Consider the following 20937-nt stretch of genomic DNA (forward strand, 5'->3'; position numbering starts at 1 on the left):
AATGTACTATAAAAAATACATACATGAATTTAGTGATTGATGTAGGAAACACATCTATAAAAGTAGGTGTTTTTGAAAAAGACATAATGATACATAGGGAAAATCTGAAATTGAATGATTTTCAGAAGTGTATTGAGAAATTACATCAAGACTATTCATCTATAAATAAAGCTATTTTATCTTCTGTGGCTAATTTTCAAGAAAAAGAAATAGCATTTTTAAAAAATAAGTTTAATACTCTTATTTTGGATCATACTTTAAAGATGCCTTTCCAGAATTTATATGCTACTCCAACAACGTTGGGCGTAGACAGATTAGCTCTAGTGGCAGCAGCGGTTTGTCAGTTTCCTAAAAAGGATACATTGATTATAGATGCTGGTACTTGTATTACCTATGATTTTAAAAATAAAGACGAATGCTATCTTGGAGGGGCAATCGCACCTGGGATTGGATTACGATATGCTAGTCTCAATAACTACACTTCAAAATTACCATTATTAAGTCTAGAGGTACCAAAAAATCATATAGGGGATAGTACAAATCAGTCAATTCATTCAGGTGTTGTAAATGGTATTTTATACGAAATTGAAGGAGCAATTGCCGAATATTGCAACACTTACCCTGATTTAACAGTTATTTTAACCGGTGGAGATGCACATTTTTTGTCTAAAAGATTAAAAAATAGCATATTTGCCACCTCTAATTTTTTATTGGAGGGACTAAATTACATTTTAGCTTTTAATAATAGTCAATGATAAAAAAGATTTTAGTAGTTGTTTTGGTAGTAATTACCGGTGTATCTAATGCTCAAGAAGGAACATCGTCGCCCTATTCTTTTTATGGTGTAGGATTACAGAAGTTCAAGGGGACAGTGGAAAATAAATCGATGGGAGGATTGGGTATACTTGCAGATAGTATTCACTTAAATCTTCAGAATCCAGCATCTTATGGAGAGTTGAGGCTAACTACGTATACGTTAGGAGCTAATTATAATGGATTAAACTTAGATAATGCTGCAGGAGACGATTCTTACAAGGATAATGCATCTTTAGATTATCTAGCAATCGGAATCCCAGCAGGAAGATTTGGTTTTGGTTTTGGGGTACTTCCAGTAAGTTCGGTAGGATATCAAACAAACACTTTTAATAGTGATGGTTCTGAAAGTCAGTTTTTTGGAACCGGAGGCTTGAATAAAGTGTTCATAGCTACAGGTTTTAAAGTTAACGAGAATTTAAGTGTTGGTTTAGATATTAATTATAACTTTGGAAACATTGAGAATAAAGCTATTCTGAGACGTCCCGAGTTGCAATTTGATACCAGAGAGATTGATAATTCCGATCTTTCTGGAGTAAGTTTATCTTTTGGTTTGGTCTACAAGCGACTGCTTACCGAAAAACTGGAGTTAACAACATCTTTTGTATCTACTCCATCATTTAAGCTAGCTTCAGAAAATTCTATTGAGCTTGCTACGATACAGATATTAACTAATGGATCTGAATTGGTTGTGGAAAGACAGGACTTGGAAGTAGAAGATAGGGATCTTGATCTTCCAGCAGAATTGAAATTTGGCGCAGGAATAGGAGAACCTAAAAAATGGTTTGTAGGGGCAGAGTATACTTATTTGGATGCTAAAGATTTTGATAATAGATCTTTTACTGCGGATAATGTGGTTTACGAAAATGCATCAAAATTTAGATTAGGAGGTTATTATATTCCAAAATATAACTCCCTTACTAGTTATCTGAACAGGATAGTTTACCGTACAGGATTGAGATATGAAGAGACTGGGTTGAATATTAATGGACAAGCGATTAATGAGTTTGGCATATCTTTTGGAGTAGGTCTACCAGTAGGAAACTTATTCTCAAATGCTAATGTAGGTTTTGAGTTCGGTACACGCGGAACAACAGACGCTGGATTAGTGCGAGAAGAGTTCTTTAATCTATCATTAAGTTTATCACTAAATGATAGATGGTTTAGAAAAGTGAAATTTAATTAACTACAATTATACAGCTATGAATACTAAAGTTTTATTTACGATAGCAGCAGGATTAGTTCTAGGCACTTCTAGTGTAAGTGCACAGGCTACAGACTGTGCAACTACGGCTTCTATAGCCTATGAGCATGCTAAAGTAAAAAATTGGGAGGCTGCAGAAGCACCTTTATGGAAAGTAAGAAAAGAATGCCCTACGCACAGTGTTGCTACTTTCCAATTCGGAAAAAAATTGTTAGAAGCAAAATATAAAAAGGCAACTGGTGCTGATAAAACAGCTATTGCAAATGAAATGATTGCTTTGTGGAAAGAGCGTCAACAATATTTTCCAGCAAAAGTGGAATTAGGAGATATGCATTCTGATATTGGTCAGATCATGTATGATAATAATATTGGTACTAAGGAAAGTCAGTTTGCCGAGTTCAATAAAGCTTGGACAGAGGATAAAAAGAACTTTTCTAGTCCTAAAAAGGTGTATACCTACTTTTATTTATTAGTAGAGCTTCAGGCTGCTGGAAAGAAAGAACTTCAGGATGTGTTCGATTTATATGATGATGTAATCGAAAAAATTGAGGATGAAGAAAGTAATAAAGCGAAAATAGTTTCTGAATTAACGGAAAAAGAAGAATCTGGAGCTGCTCTTTCTAGTAAAGAAAAGAAAAGATTAAAAACGTACGATAAAATCCTTAATAATTACAGTAAGGTTAAAGCAGGAGTTAATCAGAAGCTTGGAGAACTTGCAGATTGTAAAAACTTGATTCCTTTATATAATGGACAATTTGATAGTAAGAAAAATGATATTAACTGGTTAAAAAGTGCTGCAAGCAGAATGTCTGCAAAAGAATGTACTGATGATCCATTGTTTTTCAAAATGGTGGAGGCATTACACAAAGCAGATCCATCTGCTAAGTCAGCGCTTTACCTAGGAATACTTGCGCTTAAGGATAAAAATACTTCTAAAGCGTTAGAATATTATAATCAGTCTGCTCAGTTAGAAACCAAAGCAAGTGATAAAGCAAAAGTATATTACAAGATTGCTGAGGTGTACAGAAAAAAAGGTAGCTACAGTAAAGCGAGAGCTAATTATAAGAAAGCACTAGCTAACAAGCCTTCTTTAGGACAAGCGTATTTAAAAATAGCAAATATGGTTGCAAAGAGTGCTAACGACTGTGGTACTGATGTATTTAGCAAAAGAGCGGTATATTGGTTAGCAGAGCGATATGCTTTAAAAGCAGGAAAAGTTGATGCTAGTTTAAAGAAAACTGCTGCAGGAACTGCCGCAAATTATAGAGCAAAAGCACCTTCCAAAACGGATATCTTTAATAATCCAGAGATTAAGTCTGTAAAGATTGGATGTTGGATCGGAGAAACGGTTAAGGTACCGAAACTATAATGCAAAAGAGAATTTTATATATATTAGGAAACCTTGTCACAGCTTTTGCTGTGACATTGTTTTTTTCATGTCAATCTAAAACGTCCCAAACGAATTCATATCGTATTGATGATGATGCGCCCATAGCAGAAGGTTTTGAGCTTAATCTTAAATATACCGATTCAGGTAGGCTTACAGCAATTCTTAGAACTCCTAAAGTAAAAGATTACACGAACAAGGATTTTCCATATCAAGAATTTCCTGAAGGTGTTGTATTAGATATTATTGATAAAGAAGGGAAAGTAAGTGTAGTGACATCTGATTATGCTATATTTTACAAAGAAACGGGGCTTATCGATATGCGAGGAAATGTAGATATTAAAACAGCAGATAGCACTCATCTTATGGCTAAACAGTTATATTGGGATCAGAGCATTAACTGGGTTTTTACAGATCAGCCTTATAAAAGTATACTCCCAGATGGAACTGTCAATGAAGCAGATGGTTTTGATGCTAATCAGGATTTTACTATATTGAATTCTCGCATTAATGAAGGAATAATGTTCATCGAAGAGTAAATGAATATGATGAAAATTTTTAGATTTTTTGAATTTGCTTATCTAGCTATTACTTGTTTTTTTCTATTTCAAGCATATGAGGAATGGGGGCAACAAGATAGTAGAAGTATTTTGTATCTCTGTTTCGCTGGAGTAGCTGTTTTTATGTTCTTCTTTAAGAGAAATTTCCGTAAAAGAATTGATGCCAATAGTAACCAGGATAACAAATAATGGAGCTACAAATTGTTGTAATTGTACTTTCTGTTATTCTCTCTGCCTTTTTTTCTGGGATGGAGATTGCTTATGTGTCTTCGAATAAGATTCATATCGAGATAGAAAAAAAACAAGATGGTTTTCTTGCTACGATTTTATCTCGATTAACAAAAAAACCTTCCAAATTTATTGCTACCATGTTAGTGGGTAATAACATTGCACTGGTAGTTTATGGATTCTACATGGGAGAGCTGTTAATGGGATTCATAAAAGGGTATTATCCGGATTTGGCAGGAAGTGTTAATTTATTGCTACAGACAATTATATCTACTTTTGTAATATTAGTCACAGCAGAGTTTTTACCAAAGGTTTTTTTTCAGATCTATGCCAATACCTTATTAAAGGTGTTTGCTGTGCCAGCCTATTTTTTTTATGTGATCTTTTGGTTTATTTCCTCTTTTGTTATTTGGATTTCTGACTTTGTTTTAAAAAAGTTCTTGAAAACTGACGGTGATGAGGTACAACTTGCTTTCACCAAAACTGAGCTTGGAGATTATATTACAGAGCAAATGGAAACTGTAGAGGAACATGATGAAATAGATAGTGAAATTCAAATTTTTCAAAATGCGCTCGATTTTTCAGATGTAAAGTCCAGAGAGGTAATGATTCCTAGAACCGAGATTATTGCGATAGAGAAGTCAAGACCATTAGAAGAAGTAACCCAGCTGTTCATTGATACGGGATTGTCTAAGATATTGGTATATAATAATACTATTGATGATATCATAGGATATATGCATTCATTTGAACTGTTTAAAAAGCCGAAGTCAATCAGATCTATTTTACTTCCTGTAGTATTTGTGCCTGAAACCATGTACGTAAAGGATGTTTTAAATTTGCTTACTAAAAAACATAAGAGTGTAGCTGTAGTTATAGATGAATATGGAGGTACTAGCGGGATTATTACGGTAGAAGATATCGTAGAAGAACTTTTTGGAGAAATAGAGGATGAGCACGATTCTGTAGATTTGATAGAAGATAAATTGGCAGAAAATCATTATCGTTTCTCGGCTAGAATGGAAGTAGATTATATTAATGAAACTTATAAACTAAATCTACCTGAAAGTGAATATTATGAAACGTTAGGTGGAATGATCGTAAATCATACAGAAGAAATTCCAGAGCAAGGTGATGTTGTGAATATCGACTCGGTAACGGTAAATATTATAGAAACTTCTAATACCAAAATAGAAATCGTAGAATTAAAGCTTAAGGAAGAAGACTGATTTCTATAAAACAAAATTCCTCTGGTGTAAAAATCATGTAACTTTTCTTTTTTTTATTCAGAAAGCTTGTTCCAGTTGATGACTCCTTTTTTATTTGTTATATATTTTAAAATCAGTTAATTGAGCTATGTTTTTTGTGGGATTAATCTGTAATTTTTTACGGTAAAATTTCATGAAAAATAAAATGTAAAAAAAGTTGTAAAGACTTTCTGTCTTTAATTGGTAATATTCTAAGAAAATGGTATTTTCGCCCACTATATTTCAATAAATTAAACTTAAAATGGCAGTTTTAAATAAAATCAGACAACGTTCCGTTTTCTTAATTGTGATTATCGCATTAGCGCTTTTCTCATTTGTATTGGCGGATTTGATTCGAAACGGAGGAGCTATTTCTCAAAAAGCAGCAAATACTATTGCTACTATAAATGGGAAAGAAATTGATAGAACTGATTTTGCACAGAAGGTAGAAGCAGCTTCTAGAAATTTTGGTGGTGGATCTAACCTACAAACTGTAAACTATGTTTGGAATCAAGAAGTAAGACAAATAGTTTTTGATGGTCAGTTCGAAGAGCTTGGTATTAGAGCTGGTGCTGATGAAGTAAATCAGTTATTAGAAGAAGGATTAGCTAATAACCCTACCTTTCAAAACGAAGCAGGAGTTTTTGATAAAGCAAAAATGCAAGAATATGTGGCAAGTATTAAAGCCAATCCTGTAGCATACCAACAATGGATTGATTATAAGAGATCTTTAGGAAAAGGAGCTTTAGAGCAAACATATCTTAATATGATTAAGGCTGGAGTAGGAGCTACTCTTAAAGAAGGTGAGTTGGCATACAAAATGGAAAATGATGTAGTGGATATTAAATATGTTCAATTGCCTTTTACAAGTATTCCTGATACAGACGTAACAGTATCTGATGCAGAAATTCAATCGTATATAGATAAGCATCCTGATTTATATCAGGCAGAAGCGTCTAGAAATATGAGATATGTGTTCTTTAAAGAAGAACCAAGTAAAGAAGACGAAGAGCGTTTAACTGCTGAAGTGGCAGAACAAGTGGAAGCACTTAAGAAAGCAGAAAATATTGAAGAATTTATCAATGTTGATCAAAGTTCTGCTTTAAAATATAATGATCGTTTCTTGTTTAAAAAAGACTTACCTACTTCAGTTGCTGATACGTTATATAACGTACCAGTTGGAGAAGTTTATGGACCATATAAGGATGGGAAATATATTAAAATATCTAAAGTAATTGCGAATAAGCAATTACACGATTCATTAAAAGCAAGTCATATCCTAGTTTCTTGGAAAGATTTAGGTACTGCGGGAGATACAGAGCGTACTAAAGAAGAAGCAAAAACATTGGCAGATAGCTTACTTGCTGTGGTTAAAACGGATAAGGCTAAATTTGAAACACTTGCAAAAGATTTTTCTGCAGATAATTCTAATAAGGATAAAGGAGGAGACCTAGGATATTTTGCTCCTGGTAGAATGGTTCCAGCATTTAACGATTATATCGTTGATAACAATGTTGGTGATATGGGAGTTGTAGAAACACAGTTTGGATATCATATTATTACTATTGAGGACAAGAAAAATGAGCAGAAAGCTGTAAAAGTTGGAACGATTGCAAGAGAAATCGAAGCTAGCGAGAAAACGATTAACGATATATTTACGGAAACTACAAAGTTTCAGATAGCTACTAAGGATGGAGACTTCGCTGAGAAGGCAAAAGAAAGTGAGTATAACGTTCGTCCTGTAAACAAGATTAGTGAATTAGCAGAAAATATTGCTGGACTTGGAGCTCAAAGATCTATTGTGCAATGGGCTTTTAATGAAGAGACAAAGGTAGGAGATGTGAAACGTTTTGATGTAACTGATGGATATGCGGTTGTGCAGTTGACTGGAAAAGCATCTAAAGGACTTCAAAAGGTAGAAGATGCAAGTGCTACTGTTAAGCCAATACTTATCAAAGAGAAGAAAGCGGAAATGTTGAAGAATAAAATTTCTGGTACAAGTTTAGATGAAATCGCTAAGAGTCAATCACAAGTTGTTAAAACAGCTTCTGCACTTAATATGAAGACTCCAACAATTAGTGGTGCTGGAACAGAACCTAAAGTAGTAGGAGCAGCTTTCGCTTTAGAAAGTGGTCAAATTTCTGAACCAGTTGTTGGTAATAATGGAGTATACGTTGTAGAAGTTACTAAGAAAACACCTGCTAGTGGTTTAGATACTTATATGAGTTATGCTGCCCAAGAATCTAAAACACAAGCAAACGCTGTTAATACAAGAGTTTTTAATGCGTTGAAAGAAGCAGCAGATATCGAAGATAAAAGAGCGAACTTCTACTAGTAGAAGTATCTAACAGATAATAAAAAATCCTGAAGCATGCTTCAGGATTTTTTTGTTTATAAGATATAGAAAAAGGTATTTTATGCTCTAACCTTTTGTTCCCATTTCCAGGCAGATGTTAAGGCTTCATCTAAGCTGCTTTTAGCTTTCCAGCCTAACTCATTATTAGCTTTATCAGTGTTCGCATAAGCTGATGTAATATCGCCTTCTCTGCGGTCTACCACTTTATAATTTAGTTTTTGATCAGAAACCTTTTCAAAAGATTGAATTACCTCTAATACCGAACTACCAGTACCTGTCCCTACATTAAACACTTCATAATTAGAAACATTATTATTTTTAAGTAAACGCTGTAATGCTACTACGTGTGCTTTTGCAAGATCAACAACATGGATATAGTCTCTAATACAAGTACCATCTTCTGTAGGGTAGTCATCACCAAAAACAGAAAGCTGCTCTCTTAGTCCAATAGCAGTTTGTGTAATAAATGGAACCAAATTTTGTGGAACACCTATGGGTAATTCTCCTATTTCTGCGGATGGATGTGCACCAATAGGATTAAAATAGCGCAAAGCAATAGCATTTAGATTGGGTTGTACCTTGCAGGTATCTCTGATGATTTCTTCTCCTATTTGCTTGGTGTTACCATATGGTGATTCTGCTACTTTTACAGGCGCATTTTCGGTAATGGGAAGCTCATCAGCTTGTCCATATACAGTACATGAAGAACTAAAGATAAAACTAGTTTTGTCTTTTTTCTGTAATTCTTGAAGGATATATACAAGAACACTAATATTGTTTTCGTAGTATAACAGAGGTTTTTCAACACTTTCTCCCACTGCTTTTGATGCCGCAAAATGGATAACTCCTTCAATATCATGATGACGTTTAAAAAAGTCCTGGACTTTTTCTTTTTCTCTTAGATCAAAGTTTTCAAAAATTGGTTGTTTTCCAGTAATTGCTTCAATCCCTTTTAAAACATCTGGAGAAGAATTAGAACAGTTATCTACAATAACAACTTCGTACCCTTCATTTTGTAGTTCTACCGCTGTATGCGATCCGATAAACCCTAATCCACCGGTTACTAATATTTTCATTTTTTTGTTTTCAAGAGTTTTTATTAGAACGAGTTGTAAAGTTAATACAATACACTTTATAACCGAAAGCAGATAGCAAATAAGTTTATGTAATGGTTAGAATATTAAATAGGTGCTCAATACTAGTAGTGTAATCAGTCCTCCAACAGCAAAAGCATATTTCCAAGGGGTAGTGTCAATAACTTCTGTAGTTAAAGGTGTATAGATATCTTTTTTGGGTTTCCACATTCCTACAATTAGCATGATAGCAACATTAATGACAAACAAAATACCCATAACATGCAAGAAGTGTGGATAGGCTTCAGCTTTTATAATAGCTAATTGATCAGAGTCTGTAATACCATTGGTAGCAGCTTCTAATAACGCCTCATTTGTGAAATGAGGTCCCAAAATAAGTAAGCTTACTAAATACATCAATACACCGCCGATTAATACTATTTTAGCCCCAATTGCGGGTACTTTCTTAGTCAAAATTCCAATGATAACCACAGCCAAAATAGGTACGCTTAAGCTTCCTAATGCTTGTTGGATATAAGAAAACAGACCTGCCGGAGCGTTGGCGATAAAAGGAGCGATGGTCATAGAAATCATGGCTACAATAAAGCCAAATAATTTACCTGCTTTTACCGTTTGGAGTTCGCTTGCATTTCTATTAAAAAATTTCTTATATAAGTCAAATCCAAAAAGTGTAGCACTACTATTTAATAGACTATTAAAAGAACTCAATACAGCTCCAAATAATACTGCTGCAAAAAAACCAAGTAATGCGGGTGGAAGCACTTTACGAACTAGTTCTGGATACGCTCGATCTGCCGAACTAAGTTCTCCATTAAATACGTTCCATGCAATAATTCCAGGGAGTACAACGATTACAGGTATTAGAAATTTTACAAATGCTGCGAGCATCATACCTTTTTGCCCTTCTTTTAAACTTTTGGCACCAAAAACACGTTGCAGTATGGATTGATTCGTACCCCAATAATACATCTGAGCAATCATCATTCCTGTAAATATCGTTCCTACGGGAATAGAAGAAGTAACACCTCCAGTAACGTTAAATTTATCCTGATTTTCGGTCCACAAGGTATGCATACCGTCCATCATGCTACCATCTCCAATCAGCTTTAAACCAAAATAAGGGATGAGTAGCCCTCCGATTAATAATCCAATTGCATTTATAAGATCTGATACTGCAACAGCTTTTAAACCTCCAAAAATGGCATAGATAATCCCTATTAAGCCAATACTCCAAACACATAACCAAATAGATGCAGATTGAGACCAACCTAATAAAGATGGTAAGTCAAACATGGTACTAAAGGCTAATGATCCTGAGTAAAGGATGGTAGGTAATAATACGATACTAAAAGCGATTAGAAATAAAACGGATAATATGGCTTTGGTATTTTCATCGAAACGTTTTTCTATAAATTCTGGAATTGTAGTAATACCACCTTTCATATATTTTGGAAGTAACCATATTGCGGTAAGCACCATCGCAATAGCTGCCAGTGTTTCCCAAGCCATTACAAGAATACCTTCGGAAAATGCCTGCCCGTTTAATCCCACGATTTGTTCCGCAGATAGATTCGTAAGTAATAAAGAACCGGCAATTGTAATTGCACCAAGGCTTCTTCCTCCAAGATAATATCCATCTGCAGATTTTTCATCTGTACTTCTTGTTTTCCACCAAGCATATACTGCTACTAATAATGTAAATCCAATAAATGAAAGTATTCCCATATCTTTTGTTTTTAATAGAGTTTAGAAAGCCAAGTGAGCTCTTTATTTAAATCTATACAATTTCATATTCGTAATAGGTAGATGCATCAAGTAATAATAGATCTAAATACTGATTTTCTCGTTCCAGACGCTCTTCGTCCCAACCAAGATATTTTATTAGATCTTCTTGTACTACAGATCTGTATTGATGTACACTGCCAATATCAAAATATAGTCTTCCTGTTCTACGAACAAAAAAGTCGGCCAAGCCATTTACCATCTCATGATGGACTCCATACCAGACTTCTGATCGTATTAATTTTTCTTCAATAGCATCATTTAAGAAGTAAGAGATCTTGTCTATAATGATAGTTGCCTGTTTACCATAGGTGGTAGCAAGATACCAACCATAGTACTCATCATTAAGATTTTTATCTTTTAACTGTTGATTAATTTCTTCTAGATATTGGTTAACTTCGGCAGTGTCCTCCAACGGGTCACTTGTTAGTTGAATATTCTGGGTGTAGGATTTAGAAAACTGTTCTCTCCTCTTTGTACTCATGGTTTTTAGCACTGCATCAATAACCCGTTGCGCCATTTTACGATATCCTGTAAGTTTTCCTCCTGCTATCGAAATTAATCCTGTTTTAGAAATAAAAATTTCATCTTTTCGGGATAATTCTGATGGGTCTTTTCCATCCTCGTGAATTAAAGGTCGTAATCCAGCCCAATTAGATTCAATATCCTCTATGGTTAGACTGAGAGTTGGAAACATATTATTTACGGCATCTAGTAGATACTGAGCGTCTTCTTTTGTCGCTACAACTCGATTTAAATTGGCACTATAATTAGTGTCTGTGGTACCTACATAGGTAGCTCTACCACGTGGAATTGCAAAAATCATCCTTCCGTCGGGTACATCAAAATAGATAGACTGTGTAAGTGGAAACTTCTCTCTGGAAAAAACTATATGCACTCCTTTGGTAAGATGTAGATGTTTGTTATTCATCGAATCATCTTTTTCTCTTAACAAATCAACCCAAGGTCCGGCTGCAGAGACGTAGTTTCTGGATTTTATAGTAAAACTTTTTCCAGTATTATGATCTAAGCATTGTAGACTTTTAATTTTGCCTTCGTCATTATAATTAAAGGTTGTCATTTCACAATAATTAATGATATTCGCACCATAGGATGCTGCCTTTTTAAGAAGCTCAATAGTTAGTCTAGCGTCATCTGTTCTGTATTCTGCATAATACCCGCCTCCAGTAAGTCCATTTTTATTCAGTAAAGGCTCTTTGGCTATTGTTTCTTCTATACTCAACATCTTTCGTTTATCATCTCCTTCTACATTGGCTAAAAAATCATAGACTTTTAGTCCAATAGCAGTCATCATTTTACCGTAAGTTCCACCTTCTATTAGGGGAAGTAACATTTTTTCAGGAACAACCAGATGCGGTGCTAATTTATGAACGGTAGCTCGTTCGCTTCCAGATTCTTTTACTAAAGCTATTTCCATTTGCTTTAGGTATCGTAATCCCCCATGAATGAGTTTAGTAGACTTGTTGCTGGTTCCCGAAGCAAAATCATTTTTCTCTACCAAACATACTTTTAGACCTCTGGAGGAAGCATCTAATGCTATTCCTGCTCCAGTAACTCCACCGCCAATAATAATTAAATCATATTTTGTAGTTTGAGCTTGTAATAATTGTCTGTTTCTGTCCAGAATTGAAAAACGTATGGCTCCTTGTTCTTTAGCGGCAACCATTTTGGCATTCGCAGATTTCGTACGCTCCACAGCATCTTTCCAACCCGTATACTTCCGATTTCTTTCATGTTCAGAAATCTGGGGTTTGAACGTGGTATCTACAATTCTAATTTTTGATATGTCTTTTTTTGTCCAAACCCCAGCTTTTATTCCTGTCAGGAATGCTGCACCTAGTGCAGTTACTTCTAACATTGCAGGGCGATCTACATCTACATTAAGAATATCCGACTGAAATTGCATTAAATAATTATTGGCAGATGCCCCTCCGTCTACCTTAAGTTCTCTCATTAATTTGCCACTATCTTCTACCATAGCATCCAATACATCTCGAGTTTGGTATGCTAGGGCTTCTACAGTAGCTTTTATGATTTCGTTTTTACCAGAATCTAATGTGAGACCATAAATTGCTCCTTTGGCATTCATATCCCAATGAGGCGCTCCTAAACCAGCAAATGCAGGTACTACATATAGATCCTTTGCTGTAGGAGTAGATTTACAAATCTCCTCTGTTTCTGATGCTTTTTCTATTACTTGTAATTTATCTCGTAACCATTGTACAGAGGCTCCTCCTACGAATACACTTCCTTCTAAGGCGTATTTTATGTTGTCTCCAGGAAGACTGCAACATAAGGTAGTAAGTAATCCGTTTTTAGATTGATAGGGTTTCTTTCCCGTGTTTAGCAATAAAAAACAACCGGTTCCATAAGTGTTTTTAGCAATTCCAGATTTGTAACCTCCTTGTCCAAAAAGAGAAGCTTGCTGATCGCCAGCTACTCCGTATATTGGAATTTCTTTTCCTTGATAGTTAATACTACCAAAATCTGATGAGGAATGTAATACCTCTGGAAGCATCGAATTTGGAATATTTAATTCAAAGAGCATTTTTGAATCCCATTCTAAGTTCAAAATATTATATAGCATGGTTCTAGATGCATTAGAATGATCCGTAACATGTCTCTTGCCATTGGTGAATTTCCAAATAAGCCAGGTGTCAATAGTTCCGAATAATAAATCTCCTTTTGACGCTTTTTCTCTAGCACCTTCTACATGGTCTAATATCCATTTTAATTTTGTGCCTGAGAAATAAGAGTCAATTACTAAACCCGTGTTTTTGGAAACATATTCTTCTAAACCTTTTTCTTTCAAGTTTTTACAGATATTAGAAGTTCTTTTGTCTAACCATACAATAGCTTTATGGATAGGCTCACCAGTATTTTTATCCCATACTACTGTGGTTTCTCTTTGATTTGTGATACCAATTCCTGCAATTTGGTCTACTGGTATTTTAGATTCAGATAATACCTCTTCAAATACTTCTTTTTGATGCCTAAAAATTTCTTGTGGATCATGCTCTACCCATCCTGATTGTGGATAATATTGTGTTAGTTCTTTCTGAGAGATACCACAAATAACACCATTTGTGTTAAAAATAATGGCTCGTGTGCTAGTAGTTCCTTGGTCAAAGGCTATGATATATTTCTTATCCATTAGGCAATAGTTAGCTTTATTTATATCCGTTTTGTTTTAGTTGATTATTAGATAATCATCTTAAAAAGCTGATATTTTTACAGAAGATCAATTGGTTGATTATAAATATCTGAATTATTATATCAATTGAAAAGAGAATCATCAATTAAAAAAAATGTAATCGTTTGTATTATGTTTTATGCGTCATTTTTCTTTTCTGTTTGTTTTTGGAGGGCTAATACTGATAGTTTTAGACTTTTTCTAATCTGATTAATCCACAAACGGGAACTTTTATTTGCAACACTCCAATTGATATCATTAACTTACTTTTGCTAATTTTTTTACCAGTACAATCATAAATTCTGCAATTATAGGAGCCATAATCTCGCTCACTATTTAAAACTATTTTAGTTTCAAACTGGCCATTTATAATATCAATTTTATTAGTGTTTTCAGAAAAATCAATAGTATAATTGTCAAATACTCCAATAATGGTATGTGTTTCAGTAGCTGATTTTAGTATTGGATAATTAGCCAAAGGTCTTTGAGGAGTAAATCTGCCATTTAAGAAAATCTCCTTATGATTTCTCCAGTAGTGTGTGTAAAAGTGTATCATGGAAAGTTCTTCAGGAGACGCATCTTTAAGTAAAATAGATAGTTGCGGAACTCCAAATAAGGTGTTTACTAATTGTAACGCCTTTATCTCCAAAGGTTCTTCCTTATGATAGGTAAACATATCACTATGTACCGCAGTATCTCCACATAACATTTTGATATCTGTAATCCGTACTCTATTCATCACAGAGTCTCCTGGACAATCGAAAGCTCTAAACATGTTTCCATATTTACGCATTGCGGGGCCAGTATATTTCTGTCGAAATTCGATGACAACTTCCGGATTTATAGCATGAAGAGAACTAATAATATCGGTCATAAGTCGATCTACAGCAAGATTTACAGATGAATAATCACGTCCATCTTCTTTAGTGAGTTTTGTACTCGGATACACCTTGAATTCATCTATAAAATCTAGTTTGAAACCATCAATTTTCCAAGCTACTAAAGCATTTACATATAAGCTAATAAGATAGGCTCTTACTTCTGGATATCTGGGATCAAAAACAGGAGCCCAACGATGTTCTTCGGTTAAAAACTTACCTCTAAATTTTTGATAAGCCTTTGATTTTTTACCGCAAAATGGGACAGAGTACCATAATGCGAGTTTCATTCCTGTTTTATGTATGTCTTGTATGAATTTTTCCATTTCTGGAATTCGTTCTGTAAGCCAATCACCTGTATAGTCATACCCTCGATTTTCATCTTTTGTTTGCCATCCATCATCCAGAATTATTAATTCATATCCTAATGTGGTGGCTATTTTACATTCCTCGATAAGATCTGTAGTGTCTAATTTTTGATGATATTGATACCAGGTGGAATAGACAGGTACTTTAGCTAATTCTGGAACATTTGCTGGGATGAGATTTTGAAAACCTTCCCACCATTTTCCTACACTTTTTAGCGATGCTGAAAAATGTTGTTGACTTTGATCAATTCTTAGCTGTGCATTATAATCGGTAATTTTATGATGCCTCTCTGTAAAGAATGAGATATGACAATACATACAATTATCCTCTTCTCGATATAATGCATTTAGTTTTTTTGTGTTTATGGCATCCGAACAAGCAAAAGTAATAATATTGCTATCATCGTGCCCAAATAATGAAATGACTGGTGAGTCTACGGAAATTCTCGATTCCATATGATCTAATTCCCAGTCATCCATAATTCTTTTGGCAAAATCAGTAGTAGGTTTCCATACTCCTTTTACATTTACTGCAGGAATTTTCCATCTAAGTGTTACTTCTTTAGGTTGAAATTCAGATGTTGAAGAAAAATTAATATTGTAAATGGTAACGTTATTTTGTTCTTCAAGTAAATGAATACTGACCTTAAAATCCTTAGATTTTTGTTGTATTTCTATAGTATGAGTAGTAATTACTTCTTTCATCTTTCCTCTATTCGTTGATATCCAAGTGTGGTTGTTTAATTGCTAGAGAGTTTCTCTTTTGATTGTTTAAGCGGTGTACTACAACGCTATCATTGTTCTGGGTAGCTATAATTAGTTTCTCCTCATTTTTATTTTGTACAGAAATAATATGATTAGACTGTTTGGCCACTACAAATCCACTTTCATAATTATGTATAGGAACGAATCCCTTGTTAGTGCCTTTTAGGTATATACCAATGATAGCGTCGTGTCTTCCGTAATTAGCCTCTGCCGAATAGTTGTTTCCCACTATGAGAACATCTTTGTAGCCGTCTTTATCAAAATCATCTACCAGAAAATCGTTTATAGGAGATTGTTGGCAAACATTCGGTAAGTAAGAAACTTTAAAAGTATTATTCCCTATGTTTTCTGCATAAATAGATTGAAATATGTTGGCGTGGAACGTTTCTTCTTCTAGGTTTTCTATGCTTAATAATTCTTGAAAGCTTGTTTTTGCAAAATCATTGTAAGTAGGATATTTTTTTTTCAGGCTAACAATCTGTTTCATAATATCATCTCTGGTATGAACAGGTTTAAGAGAAATACCATCAGGAGTTTCAAAGTATTGGGCTAATAGCGGATCAATGCTTCCGTTTTGATCAAAATCTTTTTTGTAGACATACAATGGTTGATCAAAAGTAGGTTGTATGAAGCCATTCATCCCTTGATTTCCAGCAAGTATGTCCAGATCACCGTCGTTATCAAAATCTTCTAGAGCAATAGCATTCCACCATCCTGATAACTCTATAACTTCTCCATCTTTATTTTCCCATTGTACAGGGATTTCTTCTACTTTCTCGTCTTGGATATGATACATCATAATAGGCATCCATTGTCCCACTACAATTAATTCCTTGTTTTTATTATTATTTATATCTGCCCATATCGCATCAGTAACAATTCCAGTATTTGAAAATGCTGTACTGTGGACTTTTGTTAAAGTACCATTCTTGTTTGTTACTAAAAAACTAGGGGTAGAGAGCGGATATTTTCCCGGTTGCACACCTCCACCAATAAAAATATGTTGTAATCCATTTGTTACATTATTAGAGGCAATGCAGCTAGTGTTGGTTTGTATTTCTGAAAGCACGTTATATTGTTTTTCTGAAAATGAACCATTTCCATTATTTAGGTATATTCGATCCTTAAGGAGTTTTGTGCTATTTCCAGCATCACTACCACCACTACCTACATATAAATCATTATCTCCATCTTGATCTATATCTATAAATATCGAGGCTGTATCTTCATAATCCGTTTCAAATTGTTGAATAGGTTGGTATATTCCATTTTGATTTTCCTTAAAGAGAACACCTGATTTTCCTTTGCTTCCGCCAATAAAAATCTCATCACCTTTTTGAGTATCTATATTTGCTGAGCTCAAACAAGGGCCGAATGAATTAAATTGATGACTTAGTAATGATTGCTGTAGATAATCATTTAAGTAATTTTCTTCATGTAAATAAGGAAAGATAGTAAGATCCTTTTCGAAGTTTAAAAATTCTTCTTTAATAGGACGCTTATATGAGCTTTTTTTATAGTCGATAGATAAGGTTTGATTAGTGCCTATATCTTTGATCGTTTGTGAACTTTGATCTGGCCAAATTACCTGTATCGAATCTATTTTTTCTGAAGAAATCCCAAAATGTAGGATAGGTTCTACAGATGATAAATATCCTTTAACTACCGATTGATACTGTGTCTGTTTCTGTTCTTTTTCCCATAATATAATTTTGGATCCAATGCCATGCTTGTTGTTAGAAGTTCCTTTAAGTTGTATTCTAAGGAACTTTTTATTCTTTTCTGAAGTGTGGTTTTCTAGTATAGACGCGGTACTATTAATATTGTTAACGATTAGATCCAAGTCTCCATCTAGATCTAAATCCGCATAAGCAGAACCATTAGAATAGGTTTTTATACTTTTTGTCCATTGTGAAGATACATCTGTAAATTTTATACTCCCATTATTTTGATAAAATACGTTCGAAAGGTGAATCCCAGGTAATTGATCTACTAGAGTTTTAAATTTTTCCTTGCGTGCGTTTGGTGTCCCAAAAATATTATTGTTTTCAGAGTAGTTGATAAAGTCTAAATCCGTGATATCTTTCACATAACCGTTAGTGATGTAGATATCTTTATCTCCATCATTATTATAATCTGCTATTAGCGGAGCCCAGCTCCAATCGGTACTTGCTATTCCAGAGGCAAAACCAATTTCGGAAGTTGGTAATATTTTATTCGAAACGGTTCCATTATGAAGTTGTAATGTGTTATGGACATATTGCGGTGTATATCCATTCCTTTGGGAAAGGAGATATTTATCATAATTGTTAGCTGCCAACATTTTTTTCTGCCTTTCATAATCATTTGGAAGCATGTCTAATACCAATATATCGGGTAAAGCATCATTATTAATATCTCCTACATCTACACCCATGGCATTATACGTTTGCTTAGATAGTACTTGTTGATTTATTTCATGAAATCCAAGGTGTATTCCTTGCTTATTAACACCTTTATTTAAGTAGAGTAGATCATTAGTTATAAAATCATTACTTACATATATGTCTGGCCAATGATCATTGTTAAAATCATTGATAGCCACACCAAGGCCGAATCCTTTATGAGTAATTCCTAGACTGTCAGAGATATTGTGGAAATAGATTTGATTGGTATTTGGATCTGTTGTGTTCTCTAAAAGATAATCAGACAAATGATCGGGTAGATATTTTTTGGGTATAGGTGTGTTTCTATCCCTTTTCGTATTACCATTATGTACTATGTAAGCATCTAAATCTCCATCATAATCATAATCAAAGAAAATAGTTTGTTGACTATAGTTGCCATCATCTAAGCCAAAAATTTTAGCTTGTTCTTCAAAACTTGGAATTCCTTTTTGATTTATGCCTTTGTTAATGTAAAGAAGGTTGTTACAATTATTATTACAATCAGAGCCTCCAACGTTCAAATAAATATCATCCCATCCATCAGCGTTGATATCTACAATACTAACACCAGTTATCCAAGAAGAGGTAGAGAAATTAGATACTTCGGAAATATCTTGGAATTTCATATTTCCAAGATTAAGATAAATTTTACTAGATACTTGATTTCCTGTAAAAACGATATCCGGTAATCTATCATTATTAAAGTCTCCAATACCTACACCACCACCATTATAGCAATACTGAAAATCTATGGCGTTGATCTTATCATCTTCGATAATAGTATTTTGAAACTGGATGCTTGTTTTTGATGCAGGTAGTTGTGTAAATAAATAATCCTGATTGGTTTTATTTTTACAACTAAAAAACAAAACGATAATGCAGATATGTAAGAGGATGTTTTTCAAGGAATGTTTCTGAATTTTTAAAAACCAAGCAAACTTGTGGTTAAGGTTTGCTTGGTTAACTAAAACAATTAAATATTACAATCAAACTGTGGTTTACGTATTACGGTTAGTATCCATCGTTTTGGTTTAAATTTGGATTAGCTTGTATTTCGGATAGTGGGATCCATAAAAGCTCATCCTGTCCTGTTGTAAATACTGCAGCTGGTCCAGCTAATGATTTTGGATGACGTCCTCCAGCAACTGTAGAACCTGGTCCTAAAATATCATCGGCTAATTCCCAACGAACTAAATCAAAAAATCGATGTCCTTCTCCAGTTAATTCCATGATACGTTCATCAATAATGGCTTGTTCTACTTCTTCTTTAGATAGGGTATTAGGTAATAAAGAGATTTGTGCACGTTCTCTAACTTGATTAATAAAGGGAATAGCATCTGGTGTAGCTCCATTTTCGTTTAGCGCTTCAGCGAGCATTAATAACACATCAGCATAGCGTATAATTCTCCAGTTGGTTCCCAACGTATGTCCAAAACCAGGAATTTCTGCACTAGACAAGCCTTCATCTAAACCAGCATATTTTCTGGAGAATAATGCAGGAACTCCAAGATTTTGTGCTACTTCTATACTTGGAGCAAAGTCTTCTGTAAAAGGGGCTCCACCATATCCAGTGGCTCCAGGATAGTCAAAGGCAATCGTTCTATTTCGTCTGATCACATCTCCGTTGTCTTCGAAAACTTGAAGTATGTGTGGGTTGATTACATGTCCTTGATCTAAACTTACGTGTGGAGGAGAATAGTCAATATGCCAATTAGACTGAGATCCAGTAAGTGGCGCGTCTGCTCCCCATACAAAATTGTCTTGCGCCACATACTGAAGCTCATATACTGATTCTGAATTGTTTTCTAACGTTGGGTTTGATGAAAAGTTATCCCCATAATTATCAGATGGAAGTAGAGAGTATCCTAAAGTGGTTACTTCTGTGAAATCTGCAATAGCATTTGTCCAATTTTCTAAATATAAATATGTTTTACCACGCAAAGCCAGTGCTGATCCTCTAGTAGGTCGTCCTATGTCGTTTTCTCCCCAGGACTGAGGTAGCCTATTAATAGCTTCGGTTAGGTCTGCAATGATTGCATCATTGAACATAGCAGGTGTTGCATTCGATGGGAAGAATTCTTCAGGGTTTTGAGGATCTGGTGTTTTCATGACCAGTGGTGCGGTTCCAAATAGGTTTAGTAAGTACCAATTGCAAAATGCGCGTTGAAAATGTGCTTGTCCTAATATTTCATTTTGTACATCACCCGACAACACGTTATTACTGGCATCTTCTTCAATAATTTTATTCGCTCTTGCAATAGATTGATATAACTGTGGATATAAATCCACTGCCCATCTCGAAATACCGGGTTGTCCTTCTAAAGTAGACATAGTGGTATTTTGTTGAAACGGAATCACATTATAAGCATCTGATCTAAGCATAGCACCTGTATGAATTACACGGCCCCAGAATAAAACAGCAGTAATAGGGTGGTACATTCCGTTAACAGCTAACCTAAAATCATTTTCCGTTTGGAAAAACTCTGGTTCTGCTACGTTGTTTGGATTCGAAATATTAAGATCTTCTTCATCACAACTATAATAGAATGCGACAAAAAGTAGCAACATTATAAGAGGTAGTATTTTTTTAATCGTTTTCATTAGTATATTTTTTA

Annotated in this window: 12 protein-coding genes; 6 read left to right on the top strand and 6 right to left on the bottom strand. The window is 34.4% G+C overall.

The genetic code is table 11. The annotated features are described in order from the left end of the window. Positions 1–23 precede the first annotated feature (23 nt). From Q1A73_RS11855 to Q1A73_RS11880, 6 genes are all read left to right on the top strand, one after another. Positions 24–755, top strand: coding sequence for a type III pantothenate kinase (locus tag Q1A73_RS11855; RefSeq protein WP_299605727.1), 732 nt, complete (start codon positions 24–26; stop codon positions 753–755). Further along, positions 752–1999, top strand: coding sequence for a hypothetical protein (locus Q1A73_RS11860; RefSeq protein WP_299605729.1), 1248 nt, complete (start codon positions 752–754; stop codon positions 1997–1999). Before Q1A73_RS11855 ends, Q1A73_RS11860 begins: the two co-directional genes overlap by 4 nt. Before the next feature lie 16 nt (positions 2000–2015). Further along, positions 2016–3386: a tetratricopeptide repeat protein gene (locus Q1A73_RS11865; protein ID WP_299605732.1), complete on the top strand. Its 1371-nt coding sequence runs from the start codon at positions 2016–2018 to the stop codon at positions 3384–3386. Further along, positions 3386–3943: an LPS export ABC transporter periplasmic protein LptC gene (gene lptC, locus Q1A73_RS11870; protein ID WP_299605735.1), complete on the top strand. Its 558-nt coding sequence runs from the start codon at positions 3386–3388 to the stop codon at positions 3941–3943. Before Q1A73_RS11865 ends, lptC begins: the two co-directional genes overlap by 1 nt. Positions 3944–4152: 209 nt before the next feature. Continuing rightward, positions 4153–5421 (top strand): hemolysin family protein, encoded by a 1269-nt coding sequence (locus Q1A73_RS11875; protein ID WP_299605737.1) that lies wholly within the window; start codon positions 4153–4155, stop codon positions 5419–5421. A gap of 280 nt (positions 5422–5701) precedes the next feature. Continuing rightward, the gene (locus Q1A73_RS11880) at positions 5702–7774 is read left to right on the top strand and encodes a peptidylprolyl isomerase (RefSeq protein ID WP_299605740.1); all 2073 of its coding nucleotides are present in this window, start codon (positions 5702–5704) and stop codon (positions 7772–7774) included. A gap of 80 nt (positions 7775–7854) precedes the next feature. Here Q1A73_RS11880 and galE read toward each other — a convergent pair whose 3' ends face one another. From galE to Q1A73_RS11910, 6 genes are all read right to left on the bottom strand, one after another. Continuing rightward, on the bottom strand, positions 7855–8871 hold the full coding sequence (gene galE, locus Q1A73_RS11885; protein ID WP_299605743.1) for a UDP-glucose 4-epimerase GalE: 1017 nt from the start codon (positions 8869–8871) through the stop codon (positions 7855–7857). Positions 8872–8967: 96 nt separating this feature from the next. Beyond that, positions 8968–10614, bottom strand: a complete 1647-nt coding sequence (locus Q1A73_RS11890) for a solute:sodium symporter family transporter (protein WP_299605746.1) — start codon at positions 10612–10614, stop codon at positions 8968–8970. A gap of 52 nt (positions 10615–10666) precedes the next feature. After that, the gene (gene glpK / locus Q1A73_RS11895) at positions 10667–13846 is read right to left on the bottom strand and encodes a glycerol kinase GlpK (RefSeq protein WP_299605748.1); all 3180 of its coding nucleotides are present in this window, start codon (positions 13844–13846) and stop codon (positions 10667–10669) included. 229 nt (positions 13847–14075) lie between these two features. Continuing rightward, a complete protein-coding gene (locus Q1A73_RS11900; protein WP_299605751.1) occupies positions 14076–15836 on the bottom strand; it encodes a glycoside hydrolase family 36 protein in 1761 nt (586 codons plus the stop codon). Positions 15837–15843: 7 nt separating this feature from the next. Next, the gene (locus tag Q1A73_RS11905) at positions 15844–19227 is read right to left on the bottom strand and encodes a VCBS repeat-containing protein (RefSeq protein WP_299605753.1); all 3384 of its coding nucleotides are present in this window, start codon (positions 19225–19227) and stop codon (positions 15844–15846) included. A gap of 106 nt (positions 19228–19333) precedes the next feature. Continuing rightward, positions 19334–20923 (bottom strand): RagB/SusD family nutrient uptake outer membrane protein, encoded by a 1590-nt coding sequence (locus tag Q1A73_RS11910; protein ID WP_299605755.1) that lies wholly within the window; start codon positions 20921–20923, stop codon positions 19334–19336. Between the last annotated feature and the right edge of the window lie 14 nt (positions 20924–20937).

It is taken from the genome of uncultured Aquimarina sp. (assembly GCF_947492115.1).
Taxonomy (GTDB): domain Bacteria; phylum Bacteroidota; class Bacteroidia; order Flavobacteriales; family Flavobacteriaceae; genus Aquimarina.

What these genes read in the sequence shown, in the direction of transcription:
- Q1A73_RS11855 (WP_299605727.1), top strand. Translation starts at nt 24, where the DNA reads ATGAATTTAGTGATTGATGTAGGAAACACATCTATAAAAGTAGGTGTT.
- Q1A73_RS11860 (WP_299605729.1), top strand. Translation starts at nt 752, where the DNA reads ATGATAAAAAAGATTTTAGTAGTTGTTTTGGTAGTAATTACCGGTGTA.
- Q1A73_RS11865 (WP_299605732.1), top strand. Translation starts at nt 2,016, where the DNA reads ATGAATACTAAAGTTTTATTTACGATAGCAGCAGGATTAGTTCTAGGC.
- lptC (WP_299605735.1), top strand. Translation starts at nt 3,386, where the DNA reads ATGCAAAAGAGAATTTTATATATATTAGGAAACCTTGTCACAGCTTTT.
- Q1A73_RS11875 (WP_299605737.1), top strand. Translation starts at nt 4,153, where the DNA reads ATGGAGCTACAAATTGTTGTAATTGTACTTTCTGTTATTCTCTCTGCC.
- Q1A73_RS11880 (WP_299605740.1), top strand. Translation starts at nt 5,702, where the DNA reads ATGGCAGTTTTAAATAAAATCAGACAACGTTCCGTTTTCTTAATTGTG.
- galE (WP_299605743.1), bottom strand. Translation starts at nt 8,871, where the DNA reads ATGAAAATATTAGTAACCGGTGGATTAGGGTTTATCGGATCGCATACA.
- Q1A73_RS11890 (WP_299605746.1), bottom strand. Translation starts at nt 10,614, where the DNA reads ATGGGAATACTTTCATTTATTGGATTTACATTATTAGTAGCAGTATAT.
- glpK (WP_299605748.1), bottom strand. Translation starts at nt 13,846, where the DNA reads ATGGATAAGAAATATATCATAGCCTTTGACCAAGGAACTACTAGCACA.
- Q1A73_RS11900 (WP_299605751.1), bottom strand. Translation starts at nt 15,836, where the DNA reads ATGAAAGAAGTAATTACTACTCATACTATAGAAATACAACAAAAATCT.
- Q1A73_RS11910 (WP_299605755.1), bottom strand. Translation starts at nt 20,923, where the DNA reads ATGAAAACGATTAAAAAAATACTACCTCTTATAATGTTGCTACTTTTT.